19 protein-coding genes are annotated in these 20127 nt (G+C 69.3%); 10 read left to right on the top strand and 9 right to left on the bottom strand.

Translation table 11 applies throughout. From position 1 onward, the window contains the following. Nucleotides 1-31: 31 nt before the first annotated feature. Both TTY48_RS20595 and iolC read right to left on the bottom strand, forming a co-directional pair. Entirely contained in the window at nt 32-943 is a 912-nt protein-coding gene (locus TTY48_RS20595) for a deoxyribose-phosphate aldolase (RefSeq protein ID WP_220659472.1), read from the bottom strand. Further along, nucleotides 936-1910: a 5-dehydro-2-deoxygluconokinase gene (gene iolC / locus TTY48_RS20600; RefSeq protein ID WP_220659473.1), complete on the bottom strand. Its 975-nt coding sequence runs from the start codon at nt 1908-1910 to the stop codon at nt 936-938. The genes TTY48_RS20595 and iolC overlap by 8 nt, the downstream gene beginning before the upstream one ends. Nucleotides 1911-2195: 285 nt before the next feature. Here iolC and TTY48_RS20605 point away from each other — a divergent pair, with 285 nt between their 5' ends. Next, the gene (locus tag TTY48_RS20605; RefSeq protein WP_220659474.1) at nt 2196-2936 is read left to right on the top strand and encodes a GntR family transcriptional regulator; all 741 of its coding nucleotides are present in this window, start codon (nt 2196-2198) and stop codon (nt 2934-2936) included. Nucleotides 2937-2939: 3 nt separating this feature from the next. Here the strand turns inward: TTY48_RS20605 and TTY48_RS20610 are convergent, their stop codons facing one another. Continuing rightward, a complete protein-coding gene (locus TTY48_RS20610) occupies nt 2940-3962 on the bottom strand; it encodes a LacI family DNA-binding transcriptional regulator (RefSeq protein WP_220659475.1) in 1023 nt (340 codons plus the stop codon). A gap of 143 nt (nt 3963-4105) precedes the next feature. Between TTY48_RS20610 and TTY48_RS20615 the strand changes: the two genes are divergently transcribed. Genes TTY48_RS20615 through TTY48_RS20635 form a run of 5 tightly spaced genes read left to right on the top strand, consistent with a single transcriptional unit; the run spans nt 4106 to nt 9490 of the window. Next, complete coding sequence (locus TTY48_RS20615) at nt 4106-5278, top strand: phytanoyl-CoA dioxygenase family protein (RefSeq protein ID WP_220659476.1); 1173 nt, start codon at nt 4106-4108, stop codon at nt 5276-5278. Beyond that, nucleotides 5275-6066: an SDR family oxidoreductase gene (locus TTY48_RS20620; RefSeq protein ID WP_220659477.1), complete on the top strand. Its 792-nt coding sequence runs from the start codon at nt 5275-5277 to the stop codon at nt 6064-6066. Before TTY48_RS20615 ends, TTY48_RS20620 begins: the two co-directional genes overlap by 4 nt. A gap of 52 nt (nt 6067-6118) precedes the next feature. Beyond that, nucleotides 6119-7006 (top strand): sugar phosphate isomerase/epimerase, encoded by an 888-nt coding sequence (locus TTY48_RS20625; RefSeq protein WP_220659478.1) that lies wholly within the window; start codon nt 6119-6121, stop codon nt 7004-7006. Continuing rightward, entirely contained in the window at nt 7003-8049 is a 1047-nt protein-coding gene (locus TTY48_RS20630) for a Gfo/Idh/MocA family protein (RefSeq protein ID WP_220659479.1), read from the top strand. The genes TTY48_RS20625 and TTY48_RS20630 overlap by 4 nt, the downstream gene beginning before the upstream one ends. Before the next feature lie 43 nt (nt 8050-8092). Beyond that, entirely contained in the window at nt 8093-9490 is a 1398-nt protein-coding gene (locus TTY48_RS20635; RefSeq protein WP_220659480.1) for an MFS transporter, read from the top strand. Between the two features lie 10 nt (nt 9491-9500). Here the strand turns inward: TTY48_RS20635 and iolG are convergent, their stop codons facing one another. From iolG to TTY48_RS20660, 5 genes are all read right to left on the bottom strand, one after another. Then, entirely contained in the window at nt 9501-10502 is a 1002-nt protein-coding gene (iolG, locus tag TTY48_RS20640; protein WP_220659481.1) for an inositol 2-dehydrogenase, read from the bottom strand. Nucleotides 10503-10534: 32 nt separating this feature from the next. Further along, complete coding sequence (locus TTY48_RS20645) at nt 10535-11344, bottom strand: ATP-binding cassette domain-containing protein (protein WP_220659482.1); 810 nt, start codon at nt 11342-11344, stop codon at nt 10535-10537. 5 nt (nt 11345-11349) lie between these two features. Next, the gene (locus TTY48_RS20650; protein ID WP_220659483.1) at nt 11350-12408 is read right to left on the bottom strand and encodes an ABC transporter permease; all 1059 of its coding nucleotides are present in this window, start codon (nt 12406-12408) and stop codon (nt 11350-11352) included. Beyond that, entirely contained in the window at nt 12405-13418 is a 1014-nt protein-coding gene (locus TTY48_RS20655; RefSeq protein ID WP_220659484.1) for a substrate-binding domain-containing protein, read from the bottom strand. Before TTY48_RS20655 ends, TTY48_RS20650 begins: the two co-directional genes overlap by 4 nt. Nucleotides 13419-13542: 124 nt before the next feature. After that, a complete protein-coding gene (locus TTY48_RS20660) occupies nt 13543-14565 on the bottom strand; it encodes a LacI family DNA-binding transcriptional regulator (protein WP_220659485.1) in 1023 nt (340 codons plus the stop codon). 161 nt (nt 14566-14726) lie between these two features. Here TTY48_RS20660 and TTY48_RS20665 point away from each other — a divergent pair, with 161 nt between their 5' ends. Next, nucleotides 14727-15917 (top strand): Gfo/Idh/MocA family protein, encoded by a 1191-nt coding sequence (locus tag TTY48_RS20665; protein ID WP_220659486.1) that lies wholly within the window; start codon nt 14727-14729, stop codon nt 15915-15917. 23 nt (nt 15918-15940) lie between these two features. Continuing rightward, a complete protein-coding gene (locus tag TTY48_RS20670; RefSeq protein WP_220659487.1) occupies nt 15941-16963 on the top strand; it encodes a sugar phosphate isomerase/epimerase in 1023 nt (340 codons plus the stop codon). Here TTY48_RS20670 and TTY48_RS20675 read toward each other — a convergent pair. Further along, a complete protein-coding gene (locus tag TTY48_RS20675; protein ID WP_220659488.1) occupies nt 16953-18131 on the bottom strand; it encodes a Gfo/Idh/MocA family protein in 1179 nt (392 codons plus the stop codon). The genes TTY48_RS20670 and TTY48_RS20675 overlap by 11 nt on opposite strands. A gap of 169 nt (nt 18132-18300) precedes the next feature. Here TTY48_RS20675 and TTY48_RS20680 point away from each other — a divergent pair, with 169 nt between their 5' ends. Together TTY48_RS20680 and TTY48_RS20685 are read left to right on the top strand one after the other, a co-directional pair. Then, nucleotides 18301-19731 carry a sugar porter family MFS transporter gene (locus TTY48_RS20680; RefSeq protein WP_220659489.1) on the top strand — a complete coding sequence of 477 codons (1431 nt, stop codon included), beginning with the start codon at nt 18301-18303 and terminating at the stop codon, nt 19729-19731. 32 nt (nt 19732-19763) lie between these two features. Further along, nucleotides 19764-20117 carry a universal stress protein gene (locus TTY48_RS20685; protein WP_220659490.1) on the top strand — a complete coding sequence of 118 codons (354 nt, stop codon included), beginning with the start codon at nt 19764-19766 and terminating at the stop codon, nt 20115-20117. Nucleotides 20118-20127: the final 10 nt, after the last annotated feature.

The following is a 20127-nucleotide window of genomic DNA, read 5'->3' on the forward strand; positions in this document are numbered from 1 at the left end:
GGTCTCCTCGGAGTGCGTCGGGTCGAGAGGTTCAGGCGCCGTGGACGAGTGCCGCGGCGGTGTCGACGGCGGCGGCGACATCGCCGTCCGCGGGGTAGAGCAGGGTGCGGCCCACGACGAGTCCGTGTACTCCGGGCAGGCCGAGCGCCTTCGCCCAGGACGCGTACACCGCATCGGGATCGCCCGCGGGGTCGCCTCCGAGCAACAGCGTGGGCAGCGTTGCGGCGGCCATCACGCGCTCCATGTCGTCGACCACGGGCAGCTTGAGCCAGCTGTAGGCCGAGGTGCTGCCGAGGCCGCATGCGATCGCGATCGAGGCGATCACGGCGTCGGTGGACAGGTCGTTGACGATCTTGCCCTCGGACCAGCGGCTGAGGAAGGGCTCCAGCATGATCGGCAACTTGGCGGCAGCGGCGGCGGTGACCGCCGCGGCGGTGGCCTCCAGGGTGGCGGCGGTACCGGCGTCTTCGAGGTTGATCCGCACCAGCAGTTTCGCGAAGTCCAGCCCGTCGCGCTGCATGGCGGGCACGTCGTAGGAGGTGTACCGATCGTCCATCTCGAACGCGGCACCACGCAGGCCGCCGCGGTTCATCGACCCCACCACGATCTTGTCGTCGAGGACGCCGAGCAGGGCCAGGTCTTCGATCACGTCCGGCGTGCCGAGCACCCCGTCGACGCCGGGCCGGGAGGCGGCCAGCGCCATTCGTTGCAGCAGCTGGTAGCGGTCCGCCATCGCCATCGGGTCGGAACCGACGCCGAGCGCCCCACGGGCGGGGTGGTCGGCGGCCACGATCATCAGGCGCTTGTCGCCGCGTACCAGCGGACGGCGGCGGCGAGCGGCGAGCACTTCCGCGATCGCATCGGGAGTCTCCAGCCGAGCGGTACGGAGGCGCTCGAAGTCCTCGGGGCCCAACGGGCCGGCGTTGAGATACGAATCAGACATGATTGCGGTCCAGCTCCTCGATGACGGTGTCCACCTCATCGGTGGTGGGCATGGCGGTGGAGCACTCGCGGCGGGAGGCCACGATGGCGCCGGCGACGTTGGCGAAGCGCAGCGTCCGTTCGAGCGGCCACCCGGACAGAAGCCCGTGGCAGAGGGCGCCGCCGAATCCGTCGCCCGCGCCGAGACCGTTGATCACGTCAACGCGGTACGGCGGCACCTCCACCCGCTCGTCGCGGGTCTTCGCCAGCACGCCGCGCGGGCCCTGCTTGACGACGGCCAGTTCGACGCCACGGTCGAGCAGGGCGTCGGCCGCCCGCTCGGGTTCGGTCTCCCCCACGGCGATCTCGCATTCCTCGCGGTTGCCGATCGCGACCGTGACATGGTCGAGAGCCCGCCCCACCTCGGCGCTCGCGAGCTCGGGCGACTCCCAGAACATCGGCCGGTAGTCGAGGTCGAGCACGGTGAGCGGTGTGCGTCCGCGAGCCGCCCACGCGGTGTGATGAGCGGACCGGCTGGGCTCGCGGGAAAGTCCGGTGACGGTGGCCCAGAAGATCCGTGCAGCGCGGATCGCGTCGAGGTCGAGCGCATCGTCGTCGACCATGAGGTCGGGCGCGATCGGATCGCGGTAGAAGTACAGCGGGAAATCGTCGGGCGGGAAGATCTCGCAGAACGTGACCGGGGTGTTCAGCCCGGCGACGGTGCCCACGTACCGGTCGTCGACCCCCAGCCGGCGCAGTTCGGTGTGCACGAAGCGGCCGAAGGGATCTGCGCCGGTTGCGGTGATCACGGCCGAGGTGCGGCCGTATCGCGCGGCCGCGACGGCGACGTTGGTCGCACTCCCGCCGAGGTACTTGCCGAAGGTCTCCACCTGATCGAGGCCGACCCCGTCCTGCAGGGGGTAGATGTCGATGCCGACGCGACCGAGGGTGATCAGATCGAACGGCGCGCCGCCGGTGCCTGTGGTCATGGCGTGGCTCCTCCTGGTGGGTAACGTCGTGAGTGCGACGTGGATCACTGTATCTCATTTGTCCTGTCATACAAACATCTCTCGACAAATTTTCGTCAGATACACGACTACCTGCGAACTTCGACGTTCTCCGGACGGTTGCGAGGGGTATGACAACGCGACTGCGGCACACGTCGCCGGTCGATATGTGCTGACATACTCGCGCAATTCCGTAAAAGTTGATTGTCCACACATGCGTTGCTCAGGACCGCGAGAAAATGCACGTCGTGACCTAGACTCGTCGGTATGTCGCAGGACGCCCTCCCCGTCGAGCTGGACCGCACCAGTCCGGTGCCGCTGTACTACCAGCTCGCCCAGGCGCTGGAACGGTCGATCCTGGACGGCCGGCTCGTTCCCGGTGACCGGATCGAGAACGAGATCGATCTCGCCAAGCGGCTCAACCTGTCTCGTCCCACCGCACGCCAGGCGATCCAGGCGCTCGTGGACAAGGGGCTTCTGGTGCGCAAGCGCGGAGTCGGAACGCAGGTGGTGCGCAACGAGGTCCACCGCGCCGTCGAACTGACCAGCCTCTACGAGGACCTGGTCGCCGCAGGGCAGCGGCCGTCCACGAAGCTGCTCGATTACCGGCTCGGACGGGCGGACGAAGAGGTGGCGGACGAGCTGGGGATCGAGCACGACGCCCAGGTGGTCTCGATCCGCCGGCTGCGCAGTGCCGACGACGTACCGCTGGCGATCCTCACCAACCACCTTCCCGCCGAGCTGGCTCCGGCTCCGGACGAGCTCCAGGCCAAGGGGCTCTACCAATGCCTGCGCGGTCGTGGCATCACCATCGCCCAGGCGGAGCAGCGGATCGGCGCGCGCATCTCGACCGGCGACGAGGCCGAGCTGCTGGACGAGGGGCCCGGCGATGCGGTGCTCACGATGCAACGCGTGGCCTTCAACGAGGTCGGCACGGCCATCGAGCTCGGCCGGCACGTCTACCGGGCCTCGCGGTACTTCTTCGACGTCTCCGTCTTCAGTCGCTAGCGGTCACAGGCCGGCCAGATTCGGCGGCGTGACGATCTGGATCGCGGTCGGCCGCGGGCGCTGGGGCCCCGGGAGCGCACCGTGATACCCCATCACCGCGTGCGCGGCCTGCCGCAGGTCGGCTCGCAGATCGTGGTGCAGGAGGGCGGTGATGCGCCCCGCGCACAACAACTCCCGGTTCGACTCGGCCAGATCGTGGCCGATGTAGGCGTGATAACCGCGGTCCGCGCCGTCGAAGGCCGCGATCACGCCCCGGTTGCCCCCGCCCGGCGTGTACACCCCCGCGATCTCCGGTTCGCGGGCCAGGACCGCCGCCACTGCGCGCCGGCAGGCCTCGTCGGAGCCCGCGGTGTTCGGCACCTCGATCACCGACCGCTCGGGGTCGATGCGGCGGATCTCGCTGCGGAAGCCCATCTCCCGTTCCTCCTCGCCGCGGAAGAGTGCGCCGCTGGTGACCACCAGGTGCGCACCGGGCCGCTCACCGACGAGCTGTGAGACCAGGTACGCCGCCGTCGCACCCGCCGCCCGGTTGTCCATCCCGACGTAGGCGATGCGCGTACTCGCCGGAATATCGGTCACCACGGTGATCACGGGGATCCGGCGCGCGGCGAGCCGATCGATCGCCGCCGCAACCTCGGGGAGGTCGGGAGCCTTGAGAATGACGCCGTGGCTTCCCTTGCGGGCCAGGGTATCCAGTTGGGAGATCAACTCGGCGGTCGGCCACTCCTCCCGGAGGTGGTAGCGCGCCCGGAAGACCGCCGGCCGCAGCGCCGGTAGCTCGGATTCCAAGGCGTCGCGGGTGAGCGTCGAGAAGCGACGCGGCGTCTCCATCACGACATCGAGCATGAACCTGCGCCCGGACAGGCGTAGTTGGGTGCGTTGCCGGTCCAGATCCGCGATCGCCTGCCGCACCTGTTCGGCGGTGCCGGCCCGAACCCCGGGCCGGTCGTGCAACACACGGTCGACGGTGGCCTCACTGACGCCGGCCTGCTGAGCGATCTCACGGATCGGGTACGGATGCGGCATCGGGTGCTCCTGTCGGCGCGGTACTCCACCATTCTGAGGGGTTTTTGATGGGTTTGCGGGGTGTTTCGACACGACTCCGGTTGGCAACATCTGTGGTGCACAGCACATCCGGCCCCCGGGCCGCCGAACAGGAGCCACCGCCCATGGCCACAACCGCATCATCCCGGCCCGTCCGGGTTCGCGCGCAGGACTGCGACCTCGACGAATTCGTCGCACTCCTGTCCACGGAGACCGACCTCGCCGCGTTCCCGAACGCCACCGGGTCCGAGCGCGGGGTCCTCACCTACGGCCACGACGTGCAGCGGCGCGCAGCCGACGACCCGGCCTTCCGCGAGGACCTCGGTGACGAATTGGTGCGGGCCCTGCTGGACGGACCCGGCATCGTCGTCTTCCCCGGCGCCTTCGATCAGCGGCACGGCCTCGACGAGTGCACCGCGGCGTACACCGCGATGATCCGCGAGCAGCGCGCGGCGGGGGGCGCCGGCGGCGATCACTTCGCCGCACCCGGTGCCAACGATCGCATCTGGAACGCCCTGCAGAAGCTCGCGCTCCGCGACCCCGCCCTCTTCGTGCGGTACTACGCCAACGACGTGCTCAACCTGATCGCGCAGGCCTGGCTCGGACCGATGTACCAGGTGACCTCGGCGATCAACGTGGTCAACCCGGGCGGCGGGGCGCAGTCTGCGCACCGGGACTACCACCTGGGCTTCATGTCGCCGGAGACGGCCGCGCAGTTCCGCATCCCGGCGCATCTACTGTCCCCCGCGCTCACCCTGCAGGGGGCGGTGGCGCACGTGGACATGCCGCTCGAATCCGGCCCCACCATGTACCTGCCCTACTCACAGCGGTATCCGAACGGGTACCTCGCCTTCAACCTCCCGGAGTTCCAGCAGTACTTCGCGGAGCACTACGTGCAGCTCCCCCTCGCCGCCGGCGACGCGGTCTTCTTCAACCCGGCACTGTTCCATGCGGCCGGATCGAACGTCTCCGGCGGAATCCGCCGCATGGCGAACCTGCTGCAGGTCAGCTCGGCGTTCGGCCGCGCGATGGAATCGGTCGATCGCTCCGCCATGCTGCGCGCGACCTATCCGCACATCGCCACCTTGGCCGCGTCCGATCCGCGCGGGGCGGGCCATGCCGTGGCGGCCACCGCGGAGGGCTACGCCTTCCCCAGCAATCTCGACCTCGACCAGCCGGTGACCGGGATGCACGGCGAGACCCAGGCGGAGCTCACCCGCCGTGCGCTCGAGGCCGGCATGTCCGCCGCGGAGTTCAGCGCACAGCTGTCGGCGCTCGACGCCCGGAGGCTCGCGTGAGTGCCGCGGCCGGGGGCGATCTCGCGGGCCGCGTGGTCCTCGTGTCCGGCGGCACCCAGGGCGTCGGCGCCGCCGTGGTCCGTGCCGCAGTGGCCGCCGGAGCACGTGTGGCCTTCACCGGACGCCGGGCGGACGTGGGCGACGCGCTCGCGGCCGAGCTCGGGGCGGGTGGCGCGGACGTGCGCTTCCTGGTGGCCGATGTCGCCGATCCGGCACAGGCCACGGCTTCCGTCGAGGCGACCGTTGCGGCCTTCGGCCGAGTCGACGGGCTGTGCAACGCAGCCGGGCTCACCACCCGCGGCACCCTGCTCGATACCACCCCCGAGCTCTTCGACGAGCACATCGCCGTGAACCTGCGAGCCCCGTTCTTCACGATGGCCGCAGCGGTGCGCGATATGCGCGGTCGCGGCGCGCCGGGGGCGATCGTCAACATCATCTCGATGTCCGCGCACGGCGGACAGCCCTACCTCGCGCCGTACGTCGCCGCGAAGGCGGGACTGATCGGGCTCACCCGCAACACCGCCCACGCCCATCGGTTCGACCGGATCCGCGTCAACGGACTCAACATCGGGTGGACCGAGACCGAGGGCGAGGCGATCACACAGAAGCGGTTCCACGCTGCCACGGACGACTGGGCGCAGGAGGCGGGCCACGGCCTGCCCGCGGGACGGCTCGCGCAACCCTCCGAGGCGGCCGATGCGGTCGTCTTCCTCCTCTCCGATCGCAGCGGCATCGTCACCGGCTCGGTGATCGACTGGGACCAGCACGTTCCCGGCGCCTACGACTGATCCGTTCCGAACTCCCCTCTCCATCCATCACTTTCGAGAAACGAGAAGCCCGATGACCGACCTTCCCCTCCGCCTCGCCGCCGCCCCGATCTCCTGGGGCGTCTGCGAGGTCCCCGGTTGGGGGTATCAGCTCGCGCCCGATCGCGTACTCAGCGAGATGCGCGAGCTCGGCCTCACCGCCACGGAGACCGGCCCCGACGGCTTCCTGCCGGCCGAACCGGCTGCGCTGCGCACCACGTTGTCCGGCTACGGCCTGTCCTGCGTCGGCGGCTTCATCCCCCTGGTGCTGCACGACCCCCACGTCGATCCGCTCCCCGAGTTCCTCGTCGCCGCCGACCGGATCCTCGCGGTCGGCGGCGGCGTGGCGGTGATCGCCGCTGCGACCGGCACCGACGGCTACGACGCGCGTCCTGAGCTCGACGCGTCCGGCTGGGACACCCTGCTGCACAATCTGGACCGGCTCACCGCCGCCGCCGGTGAACGCGGCCTCGATGCCGCGCTGCATCCACACGTGGGCACCATGATCGAGCAGCGCCCCGAGGTCCTGCGCGTGATCGAGGGCTCGGCCGTCACCCTGTGCCTGGACACCGGGCACCTGCTCGCGGGTGGCACCGACCCGGTTGACGTGGTCACCCTCGCCGCTGATCGCGTCCGCCTCGTGCACCTCAAGGACGTGCGCGCCGAGCTCGCGGCCCGCGTCCGCTCGGGCGACCTCAGCTACACCGACGCCGTGCGGGCGGGCATGTACACCCCGCTGGGCGATGGCGATGTGGACCTGCCCGCGATCATCAAGGGTCTCACCGCGGCCGGGTATGCGGGATGGTACGTCCTGGAGCAGGACACGATCCTGGGCTCCGAGGCGGACGGCGACACCGCGAAGGACGATGTCGCGGCGTCGATCGACCACCTCCGGGCCGTGTGCGCCACGACGTCCGCATGACGCGCGGCGAGGCCGCGGTCCGCATCGACGGCACTCCGCTTCCCGGTGGCCCGCTGCGCATCGGGGTGCTCGGCGCGGCGCGGATCGCCGCCGACGCGATCGTCGGTCCCGCCCATGCCCTGGGGCACCGGCTGGTCGCGATCGCCGCGCGCGATCGCGACCGCGCCGAGGCCTTCGCCACAGAGCACGGCGTGGAGCGGATTCACGGTGATTACCAGGCGGTGATCGACGATCCCGAGGTGGACGTCATCTACAACCCGCTGGTCAATTCCCTACACGCGCAGTGGAACCTGGCCGCGGTGCGTGCGGGAAAGCCGGTGCTCACCGAGAAGCCCTTCGCGGCCAACGCCGATTCCGCGCGTGCGGTGGCCGACGCCGCCACCGCGGCGGGAGTCGTGGTGCTCGAGGGGTATCACTACCGGTTCCATCCCCTGGTCGCGCGGGCGGAGCAGCTGCTCGCCGCCGGCGCGATCGGCGACCTGCGCCGGATCGACGTGCGGATGTCGATGCCGACGCCACCGGACGAGGATCCGAGGTGGTCGGCGGCGCTGGCGGGCGGTGCACTCATGGACCTCGGTTGCTACGCCGCGCACGTGATGCGCACCTTCGGCGCCTTCGCCGGAGGTCGCCCGACGGTACGCGGCGCGGTCGCCGTCCTGCGTTCACCGGGCGTGGACTCGGCCTGCGATGTGGATTTCGGATTCCCCGGCCGCGACGGCGCGATGCCGGTGACCGGCCACGCGCACGTGTCGATGGTCGGTGATCGCTACGACTTCGCGCTCGTCTTCCGCGGCGACGGCGGATCCATCGCGATCCCCGATTTCCTGGGTCCGCACCGCGACGATCGGTTCATCGTGACCGGTGCGGACGGGTCCGAGACGGTGGAGCACCTCGATCGCACGTCGACCTACACCCACCAGTTGGCCGCCTTCGCGGACGCCGTGCGGACGGGCGCGGCGCTCCCGATCAACGTCGAGGACTCGGTGTCGACGATGGAGCTGGTGGACTCGGCGTACCGCGCGGCGGGCCTGACACCACGGTGAACCCCACGAACCGCATCGCGATGAGCGATGATCGGTTCCACCCATGACCCGTCTGCCCCGCCCCGCCACCGTCTCCTTCCGCCGCCCGCTCGCCCTGCTGGTGGCGGGTGCGCTGTTCCTGGAGAACCTGGACGGCACGGTGCTGCAAACCGCCGCGCCCGCGGTGGCACGCGAATTCGGCACGACCCCCGCGGGGGTGAGCCCGGCGATCGTCGCCTATCTGCTCGCCGTGGCGGTGGCCCTTCCGGCCGCCGGGTGGGTGGCCGACCGGTACGGCGCCCGGCGCACCTTCGTCTGGTCGGTCGTGGGATTCACAGCGGCGTCGCTGGCCTGCGCCGTGGCACCGGACCTGGTGTGGCTGTCCGTCTTCCGCGCGGCACAGGGTGTTGCGGGTGCGCTGGTGATCCCCGTGGGTCGGATCGCGGTGCTGCGCACGGTGCGCCCCGTCGACCTCCTGGCCGCGATGGCGTACCTCACCTGGCCGTCGCTGATCGCGCCCGTGATCGCGCCCTTCATCGGCGGCGTCATCACCGACCGCCTGGGCTGGCGGTGGATCTTCGCGCTGAACATCCCGATCGGCATCGCCCTGGCCATCGGCGGCGTCCTCCTGATCCCCCGTCCGCAGGCGCTCCCCCGAACCCCGTTGGACCGCTGGGGATACCTGTGCACGGCGGGAGCGGTGGTCTGCCTGATCGGCGGGGCGGAACTGGTCCGCAGCGGACGGCCGGTACTCGTCGCCGCCCTGCTCGTCGGCTCCGTGGCACTCACCGCGGTCGCGGCGCACGGGATGTCGCGACGCCCTGCCCCGCTGTTCCACCCGGCGGTGATGCGTATCCGGACCTTCCGCGTCGGCAACGTGAGCGGTTCGGTGTACCGGCTGGTGATCACCGGTGCGCCCTTCCTCTTCGTCCTGACCTTCCAGGCCGGGTTCGGGTGGAGCGCTTCCGCAGCGGGTGCGATGGTGGCCGCCGTCTTCCTCGGCAACCTCGGCGTCAAACCGCTCACCACCCCGATCATCCGGGCGATCGGCTTCAAGCGGACCCTGGTGGGTTCGATCCTGGCCGGCGCGGCCGCGCTGGCGGCATTCTCAGCGGTGACGTCCGCGACGCCGCACGTGGTGATCGCGGTACTGCTGGTGTTCAGCGGCGCGGTGCGGTCGATCGGCTTCAGCGCCTACAACACACTCATGTTCGCCGATGTCCCGCCGTCGATCCTGGGCTCGGCCAACACGCTGTCGGCCACCTTGCAGCAGGTGGGAACCGCGCTCGGTGTGGCGGTGGTGGCCGCGGCCGTCGGGCTGGGAACGGCGGCGGCGGGACCGGGCGAGGCCGAGCTGGGATACCGCCTCGCCTTCCTCCCGCTCGCGGCCCTCCTCGTGCTCCCGCTCCTCGGAGCGCTGCGCCTACCCGCGGCAGCCGGACAGCACGCCGCGACGCGCTGAACCGTCCGGCTCAGGTGGCGAGCCGCACGACCTCGCCGGTCCGCAGGGACTCGGCCGCCGCATCGGCCAGCAGCAGTGCAGCGCGGCCGTCCTCGAAACCCGGCGACGCGGGTTCCCCCGTGCGTGTCATCGTGATGAAAGCGTCGAGCTCGGCGCGGTACGCCGGGGTGTACCGGTCCAGGAAGAAGTCGTGGACCCGCCCGGCGGCACCCGTGCGATCCACGCCGGAGAAGGACACCGAGGTGGCCCGCTGGTTCGCCACGTCCAGCGCACCCAGCGCGCCGAAGGCTTCGAGGCGCTGGTCGTAGCCGTACGCGCACCGTCGCGAGTTGGTGATCGTGGCGAGCTGCCCGCCGACTCCGCGCAGGGCGACCACCGCACCGTCGACATCGCCGGCCGCCCGAATGTCGTCGGAGACGAGGTTGGCGCCGAGCGCGGACACCGACTCGATCTCGCCGAGGAAGAACCGGGCGAGATCCAGATCGTGGATCATCATGTCGCGGAACAGGCCGCCCGATACCGCGACGTACTCGGCGGGTGGCGGCGCCGGGTCACGGCTGATGATCGTGAGTTGTTCGAGGGCGCCGATCTCGCCGCCACCGACCCGTGCTCGCACCTCGGCGAAGGACGGATCGAACCGACGGTTGAAGCCCAGCATGACCCGCTCGACGAGGTCGCCGAGATCGCCGCGGCAGGCGTCCACACGGGCGATGTCGAGGTCGATGGGCTTCTCGCACAGCACCGTCTTCCCCGCGCGCACCGCGCGGGTGAGCAGGTCGATGTGCGTGGGGGTCGGCGAGGCCACGATCACCGCATCCACCAGATCGTCGCCGAAGATCCGGTCGACGTCGGTCGTCCATGCGGCGCCGTACCGCCCACCGACGTCCTTCGCCGCGGCCTCGACCGGGTCGAACACCCAGGCCAGTTCGGCACGTTCGTTGATCGCCACCGAATCGGCGTGGACCCGCCCGATCCGGCCGCAGCCGAGGACCGCGATCCTGGTCGCGCTCACATCCGCCTCCTCACTCGAGCGTTGTCGCTCGTCTACTTCCGCAGTTCGTGGCTCAGGGTCTCGAGTTCGTCGCCGCCCGCCATCTGCTGGGTGAGCTTGTCGAGCGAGATCTCGCTGTACGTGCAATCGAGCTTCTGGCGCCCGCGGTTGAGCAGCACGAAGTGGTCGCCCACCAGGTGCGCGTGGTGCGGGTTGTGCGTGATGAAGACGACGCCGAAGCCCTGGTCCCGGGCCGCCGTGATGTAGCGCAGCACCATGCCCGACTGCTTGACGCCGAGCGCGGCGGTGGGCTCGTCGAGGATGAGAACACGGGCGCCGAAATAGATCGCGCGCGCGATCGCCACGCACTGGCGTTGGCCGCCGGAGAGCGAGCTGATCGGGGCGTCCACATCGGGGAGGTCGATGCCCATCTTGAAGAGCTCGTCCTTGGTGGTCGTGCGCATGGTCTGCACATCGAGCGACCGCAGCACGCCGGTGCGCATCTCCTGTCCGAGGAAGAAGTTGCGCCACACCGGCATCAGACCCACGACCGCGAGGTCCTGGTAGACGGTGGCGATGCCCTTGTTGAGCGCGTCCTTCGGGGATTCGAGGCGCGTGGCCTCCCCGTCGATGAGGACCTCGCCCTCGGACTGCTGGTGCAACCCCGCCATGATCTTGATCAGCGTGGACTTGCCGGCACCGTTGTCGCCGAGCACGCAGGTCACCTCACCGGCATGCACACGGAGATTGATCCCCTTGAGCGCGATGATGTTCCCGTACTGCTTGCCCACATCGCGCAGCTCGATCAGCGGCGTCCCCGAAGGCTCGGTACCGAGGACGATCTCGTCGTTGTCCGTGGTCATATCGGTCACCTCTTCGCCGCGAAGTTACGGAATGCGTTGTTGGCGATCACGGCGAACAGCAGCATGATCCCCAGGAAGAACTTGAACCAGTCGGGGTTCCAACCGGCGTAGACGATGCCCTGGTTGACCATGCCGAAGATGAAGGCGCCGATCGCGGCGCCGACGGCCGTGCCGTAGCCGCCGGTCAGCAGGCAGCCGCCGATCACCGCGGCGATGATGTACAGGAACTCGTTACCGACGCCCTGGCCGGACTGCACCGTGTCGAAGGAGTACAGCAGGTGCTGCCCGACGAACCACGCGCAGAAGCCGACGAAGACGAACATGCCGATCTTGACCTTGGTGACCGGCACACCGACCGCACGGGCGGATTCCTGGTTGCCGCCGACGGCGAAGATCCAGTTGCCCACCCGGGTCCGCATCAACACGTACGTGGCGACGGCGGTGAACAGCAGCCACCAGAAGACCGTGATCTTGACGTTGATGCCGAAGATGCCGATGGTCGACGCGAACATCGACCGTGCCGACTCGTAGCCCTGCATGTCGGCGATCGACGGGGTCGCGACCTGGCCGGTGACCAGCTTCGTGACCGCGAGGTTGATGCCCGTGATCATGAGGAACGTGGCCAGGGTGATCAGGAAGCTGGGGATCTTGGTGCGCATCACCATGTACCCGTTGAAGACGCCGACGGCGATCGAGAGCCCCAGCGCCAGTGCCGATCCCACCCAGGTGTTCAGGTGCAGGTTGTACGCGAGCATGGACGCGGCCAACGACGAGAAGGTGACCGCGACACCGGTGGACAGGTCGAACTCGCCGCCGATCATCAGGACCGCGACGCCGCAGGCCATGATGCCGATCGTGGAGCTGGCGTAGAGCACCGTGGCGAAGGCCTCGGGACTGCGGAACGGCGGCGCCACGATCATGAAGAAGACGAAGATCGCGATCGCGCCGATCAGCGCGCCCACCTCGGGGCGCACGATCACTCGTTGCAGCGCCTTCTGCTTCTTGACCCGTTCGTCGGCGGCGGCTGTGCCGTCCGCGACGTCGACGGTGTCACTCGCGGTCATCGGGTGCCCGCCTTGGCGAGTTCGGCGACCGCGTCGACGTTCGTCTTGTCGATGAAGGCCGGCCCGGTCGAGACGGGCTGGCCGCCGCCGATCGTATTGCGGTTGGTGAGGTACAGCCACAGCGAGTCGACGGCGAGGTATCCCTGCAGATAGGGCTGCTGATCGATGGCCCAGGCGACATCACCCTTCTTGATCGCGTCGATCATCGCGGCATTGGTGTCGAAGGTGACCACGGCGGCCTTGCTGCTGGTGCCCGCCTTGGCCTTCACCGCACCCAGCGCGAACGGTGCGCCGAGGGCCACGATGCGGTCGATCGAGGGATCCTGCTGCAACTTGGCGGTCACCTTGGACTGCACGTCGGACATGTCCTCACCGTTGACATTGAGGTTCTCCACGCTGCCACCCGTGAATCCCGCCTTGACACCGGCGCATCGGGATTCGAGCTGGACCTGCCCCTGCTGCTGGATGATGCAGATCGCCTTCTTCGCGCCCTCCTGCGTCAGCTTCTCACCGACCGCCCGGCCCGCGGTGGTCTCGTCCTGCCCGAAGTACTGGCCGATGCCCATTCCCTTGTACTCGTTGAATCCCGCGTTGAACGCGGTGACAGGGATTCCGGCCTTGAGCGCGGACGCGACCGCCGGCGCCATCGCGCTGGGCGAGGCCAGTGTGAGCGCGATGCCGTCCACCTTCGAATCGATCGCGGTCTGCACGAGATTCGCCTGGTTGGGGGCCTGTGGATCGTTCGAGTACCGCAGTGTCACGTTGTCCTTCTTCGCGGCCATCTCCGCACCCTTGCGGATCAGGTCCCAGAAGGTGTCGCCGGGCTGCTGATGAGTGATCATCGCGATGGTCAAGGCCTTCGTGCCCGCCGAGCCCACCCCCGCCCCGCCATTGCCGGTGTCGCGCGGAGCGCCGCCGGTACTGGAGCATCCGGCGACCGCCAGCACGACGGCGGTGCTCGCGGCGGCCGCGGTGAGCAGCCCCCGGAACCGGCCCGTGGTCTTCAACATGTCTGTCCCTTTCGACCTCGCGGATGAACCGACCCACCCGCTGAGGATGAATGTAGTACAGATCACACTTCATGCCTAGCGTTTGTTCAGACATACGCACATTAGCGACAATCCGATGCACGCCTCAGTCGGAGGATCGCGGCCGCGCCGTGGTCGACCGCGTCACCACTCGCGCCGGCAAGGTCGTGCGCACCGGACCCGCTCCGAGCGGTGCGAAGGCGTCGTCGTCGCCCATTCGCGCGCGCAGCAGGCCACCCGCCCGTTCGCCCACGTCGAAGCTGCGATCGTCGACAGTGGTGAGGCTGATCAGACGGGTGGCCGCGAGCGAGGTGTCGTCGTAGCCGATCACCGAGAGGTCGCCGGGCACAGTGCGGCCGGCGGCCCCGGCCGCGCCGAGCACGCCCACCGCCAGCACGTCGTTCGCGGCGAAGATCGCCGTGACCCGAGGGTCGGCGTCGAAGATCGTCAGCGCGCCGGCGAACCCCGCATCGTCGGTCGCGGGACCGTCCCGGCCGGCCTCGACGAGGCTCACGCCGAGTCGCTCAGCCTCGGCGGCGAAGGCCTCGCGGCGGACGGCGCCCGCGCCACCCCCGGCGCACACCTGCGCGAGGCGACGGTGACCGAGTCCGACGAGGTGGCGCGCCGCCAGTCGCGCACCCTCTCCGTCGTCGTTGGCGACCGCGTCGAAGGGCAGATCCGGCGCCGCTCGAGTACCCGCGATCACCACGGGCGGAAGCCGCTCCGCACCGATCAGCGATCGCGGCGGGTCCATGCCGAGCACCAGGCCGTCGACCCGCATCGCGAGCATCGACTCGATCGGATCCTCAGCCTGGCCCGCCGTCGCGACATCGACCACGGCGAGCCGATACCCGGCGGGACCGAGGGCGGCGTGCAGGCCACGCACCAGATCGACGAACCAGAGGTTGGTGTAGTCGTCGATCAGGACGCCGACGGTGCGGGTGCGCCGGGCCGCGAGGTCCGCCGCCGCACGGCTCGGCCGGTAGCCCAATTCGCGGATCGCGTCCCGCACCACCCGACGGGACTCCTCACCCACGCGCGGCGAATCCCGGAGCACAAGGGAGACCAACGACTTCGACACTCCCGCCCGCGCGGCCACGTCGTAGATGGTGGGCCGCTTCTCGCTCATCGAACCTCCGGCGATCGGGTCTTGACAGGACATAGCGACATTTCGCATCATTGTTGGAGCGCTCCAACTCACACCGAATCCTACGTGTGATGCAGCGCACCCACAATCATCGCCCGCGCCGGGGTCGCTGAACCCCACGGCCCGCGCACCCGAGGAGAACAATGACCGAGAACGGGATAGGTGTCGCCGTCATCGGCGCCGGAATGGCGGGCAAGGCCCATGCCGCCGGCTACCGCACGGCCTCCACCGTCTACGGGACGGAGCTGCCACCCGTGCGGCTCGTCGCCGTCGCCGACGCCCACGAACCGCTCGCGAAGGAGACCGCCCGGCGGTACGGCTATCGCCGCTACACCACGGATTGGCGGACGATCGCCGACGATCCCGCGATCGACGCCGTGAGCGTGGTGGTGGCCAACCGTCTGCACCGCGAGATCGTGGAGACGCTGCTCGCCTCCGGGAAACACGTGCTGTGCGAAAAGCCGCTCTCCGACACCATGACCGACGCGGAAGCGATGACCGCGGCGGCCGAGAGCTCGTCCGCTCTCGGCCGGATCGGGCTCACCTACCTCCGCTCCCCCGGCATCGCCTTCCTCGGCGATCTCGTCCGCAGCGGACGCCTCGGTCCGCTGATCGCCTTCGACGGCGCCTATTGGACCGACTACGCCTGCGACCCGCAGGCCCCGATCAGTTGGCGGTTCAAAGGCCCCGCTGGGTCCGGCGCCCTCGCGGATGTGGGAAGCCACCTGACCTACATCGCCGAGCTCTTCGGCGGTCCGGTCGCGACGGTGCGCGGCGGCACCCTGACCACCGCGTTCACCTCCCGGCCGAAGCCCCTCGGCCGAGTAGTCGGCCATGAGCACGCCGAGGTGAGCACCGAGCGCGAGCTCGTCGAGAACGATGACGCAGCCGGCTTCTTCGTGGAGTTCGCGGGCGGCGGGACGGGTGCACTGCAGGTCTCGCGCGTGGCCGCCGGGCACGCGAACACGCTCAAGTTCGAGGTCTTCTGCGCACGCGGATCCGCATCCTTCGACTTCCGCGATCCAGGCCGGGTGCGGCTGTGTCTCCCCGAGGCCGACCACGCCGTCGCCGGCGAGCGCACGATCACGCTCGGTCCGGACCACCCGTACTGGCGCGGCGGCCTCCCGATGGACGCGCCCGGCGTGGGCATCGGGCAGAACGACGGCTTCGTCTTCCAGGCACGCGCCTTCCTGGAAGAGATCGCCGGCGTCCCCGCCGCACAGGCCCTTCCGCGCAACGCCGGCTTCCCCGACGGTCTGCGCACCATGCGACTGCTCGACGCCGCGGCCCGCTCCGCGCTGGCCGGTGGCGCCGAGATCGCCGTCCCGCACTGATCCCCACGAACCAAGGAGTCGCCATGAAACTCGGCCTGTACAACGCCGTCCTGCACGATCGACCGCTGCCCGACGCGCTCGCCGTGATCGCCGGACTCGGTCTCACCGGGATCGAGATCAACACCGGCGGGTTCCTGCCCGCCGTCCACGTCCCGACGATGGACGACATCCTGGTGAGCGACACCGCCCGCGACGACTTCCTCGGCGGATTCGAGGGGACCGGTGTCGGCATCGCGGGGCTGAACTGCAACGGCAATCCGCTGCATCCGAATCCCGCCATCGGGGGCGAGCACGCCGAGGACGTGCGGCGATCGATCCGGCTGGCTGCGCGGCTCGGGCAGCATCGCGTGGTCACCATGTCGGGGTTGCCGGGCGGCGAGCCGGGCGCGACCCGGCCCAACTGGATCGTGAACGCGTGGAACTCCGCCGCGCTCGACGTGCTCGACCACCAGTGGGCGATCGTCGCGGACTTCTGGCGCGAGATCGACCGGCTGGCCCGCGATCACGACGTGAAGGTGGCGCTGGAACTGCATCCGCAGAACGTGGTGTTCAACAGCGACTCCGTGCACCGCCTGATCGAGCTGACGGGGGCCACGAACATCGGAGTCGAACTCGACGCCTCGCACCTGTTCTGGCAGCAGATGGATCCGGTCGCGGTGGTGCGCCATCTGGGCGATCTCGTGGTGCACGCGGCGGCCAAGGACGTACGGATCAACGCCGAGCACGCCGCCCTCAACGGCGTGCTGGACAACGGTTTCCGGCGATTGTCCTCCGACGATCCCCGCACCAACCTCGGCGGCGACGAGTGGGCGAACGAGTGGCCGGAACGGTCCGCGTGGGATTTCGTCGCGCTCGGCAAGGGACACGACACCGCTTACTGGACCGAGTTCCTCCGCGCCCTGCACGAGGTGGACCCCGACATGATGGTCAACATCGAGCACGAGGACACCGAGCTCGACCGCGTCGAGGGAGTGGCGGTGGCGGCCGGCGTGCTCCAGGCGGCCGATGCCGCCCTGGAGCGATCGCTCCTGCCTCCTACAGCGTGACCCAGCACCCGGCGGCGATCGACTCGGTCATCGCGTCCAGAGCACGGGCGCTGCGTACCGCGTCGGCCGCCGTCGCCCCCTCGGGTGTTCCGGTCACGATCGACCGCATGAACCGCTGCGCCTCGATCACCTTGAGATCGTCGTAGCCCATCGGATTGGCCGAACCGGGCTGGAACGCCGCGAAATCACCGCTCCCCGGCCCCACGTAGACCGTGGACACGGGCTGGTCCTGGAACGTTGCGCCCAGCGAGGTCTCGAGTTCGCCCATCCGGCGGTAGTCCCACCGGATCATTCCGGTGGTCCCGTGGATCTCGAAACCGTAGGAGTTCTGCTCGCCCACCGCGATCCGGCTGGCCTCGAGCACGCACCGCGCCCCCGACACCAGGCGCAATTGGGCACCCACGTAGTCCTCGTTCTCGACCGTGCCGCGCACACCGCCGGTGGCAAGCTGATGGCCGGACGTGGCACCGGAGGGCTCGGACCGCTCCGGAATGAAGATCGCGGCGTCGGCCACCAGGGAGTCGATGTCACCCAAGAGGAAGCGAACGAGGTCGACACCGTGCGAACCCAGATCACCGAGCACGCCGTTGCCGCCGCGAGCGCGCTGGTACCGCCAGGTGAGCGCGCCGTCGGGATGCGCGGCGTAGTCGCTGAAGAAGCGGAAGCGAGCGTGGGTGACGGTGCCGATCGCACCGTCGGCGATCATCGTGCGCGCGGCCTCGACGGCCGGCGCATTGCGGTAGTTGAAGCCGACCGCGGTCACCAGATCGCGCGACCGCGCCGCCTCGTCCACAGCGCGGGCATCGTCGGCGGTCAGCCCCACGGGCTTCTCGATCCACAGGTGCTTACCGGCTTCGAGGACGGCCGTGCCGATCTCGCGATGGAGGAAGTTGGGCACGGTGACCGAGACCGCGTCGATGTCGTCGTCGGTGAGCACGTCGCGCCAGTCGGTGTACGCGCGCTCGGCACCGAACCGATCGGCGAACTCGGCGGCCCGGCCGGGAACGTCATCGGCCACCGCGACCAGCACCGGACGGGCCGGGCCCTGCGGGTAGTGATGCGGAACGCGGGTGTAGGCCTGGGCGTGCACACGGCCCATCCATCCCATCCCGATCACTGCCACGCGCACCGGTTGGAGCGCACCGCCGGGCTGTGCGGAATCGGTCATGGAGCACCTCCGTTGTCGGATCACCTACGTCGTCGACTCCCATGATGGCAGATATCCGACTCGAATTCACCTTTTGTCCTAACATTCGTTCAAATTCAACGAAACACTTCCCAAACTCGACTTCTTCTGTTGTGATCAACATCACCGAACAGGTGAAGGGAACCCCCACATGGCCCACGGCAGCATCGATACTCCGCACGGCGGCGTCGCACTCCCGCCGCTGAGACCGGGACCGCATCAGCGGCGCCTCGACCTGGTGGCGGTGGTGGCGACCTTCGGCGGCCTGCTCTTCGGCTACGACACCGGCGTCATCAACGGCGCGCTGGAGCCGATGAAGAAGGATCTCGGCCTCACCTCGGTGACGGAGGGACTGGTCACCAGCACGCTGCTGATCGGCGCGGCGGTCGGCGCACTCGCCTGCGGGCGACTCAACGACCGACTGGGCCGCAAGAGGACCCTCACGCTGCTGGCCGTGATCTTCTTCGGCGGCACCATGGGCGCCGTCTTCGCGCCGGACCTGTTGGTGATGCTTCCCGCGCGCTTCGTCCTCGGGTTCGCCGTGGGCGGCGCCTCCGTCACCGTGCCCGTGTACCTGTCCGAGCTCGCGCCCACGGAACGGCGCGGGGCGCTCAGTGGCCGCAACGAACTGGCGATCGTGATCGGCCAGATGTCGGCCTTCATCATCAACGCGATCATCGCGAACGTCTGGGGCGAGCACGAGGGCGTCTGGCGCTACATGCTGGCCGTCTGTGCGGTGCCGGCCGTCTTCCTGTTCATCGGCATGCTCCGGATGCCGGAGTCGCCGCGCTGGCTGATCTCCAAGGGCCGCGACGACGAGGCGCTCGGCGTGCTGATGCAGATCCGCTCCGAGGACCGCGCCCGGGCCGAGATGGCCGAGGTCGGGCATCTGGCCGAGGAGGAGGCCGCCACGAAGACCGGCGGGTGGTACGACCTGTCCGTGCCGTGGATCCGGCGGATCATGATCGCCGCCATCGGTCTGGCCATCGCGCAGCAGGTGACCGGCATCAACTCGGTCATGTACTACGGCAGTCAGTTGCTCACCGTGGCCGGGTTCGACGCGAACTCGGCGTTGCTCGCCAACATCGCCCCCGGCATCATCGCCGTGGTCGGCTCCGCGATCTGTCTGTTCTTCCTGATCGACCGAGTGCCCCGCCGCACCATGATCATCGGCGGTCTCATCGCCACCACCACGTGTCACGGGCTCATCGTGATCGCCTCGCTGCTGATCCCCGAGGGCATCGTCAAGGCCTACGTGATCCTGGCCCTGGTCGTGCTGTTCGTCTTCTGCATGCAGCTGGCGCTCAACGTGCCGGTGTGGGTGTGCCTGTCCGAGCTGTTCCCGCTGCGGATGCGCGGATTCGGCATGGGGCTCAGCGTCCTGGTGCTGTGGGTGACGAACGCCATCGTGGCCTTCGGTTTCCCGATCATGGTGGACGCCACCGGGATCACCGGATCGTTCATGGTCTTCTTCGTGCTCGGCGTGTTCTTCGTGGGTTTCCTGTGGAAGTTCCTGCCCAATACCTCGGGCCGCTCGCTGGAGCAGCTCGAGGAGTCCTTCGCCTCCGGCGATTTCCGCTGATCCGACCATCCGCTCACGAGAGGAATGCCCGCATGACGATTCTGGTCGCCGTTTCCGATACCCCGGAGGGTCGCGCCGCGCTGGCGCAGGCCGTCGCGGAGGCGAAGATGCTCGACACCGATCTGGTGGCGATGAACCTGGGGCTGCGCCCCCTGGACGTGGCGCGGTACAAGGAGGCCGTCGCCATCACGGTGGTCGACCGGCACGGCCGCGGCGACCGCGATCCCGCCGACGCCGTGCTCGACGAGGTACAGGAACGTGGCATCGAACGCCTCGTGATCGGGATGAAACGAAGGTCCCCGGTGGGCAAGGCGATCCTCGGCAGCCTGAGCCAGCGGCTGCTGCTCAACTGCCCCGTCCCCGTGCTCGCGGTCAAGGTCGACTGATTCGACCTAT

This window comes from Tsukamurella sp. TY48, from assembly GCF_019656655.1.
GTDB classification, from domain to species: Bacteria; Actinomycetota; Actinomycetes; order Mycobacteriales; family Mycobacteriaceae; genus Tsukamurella; species Tsukamurella strandjordii.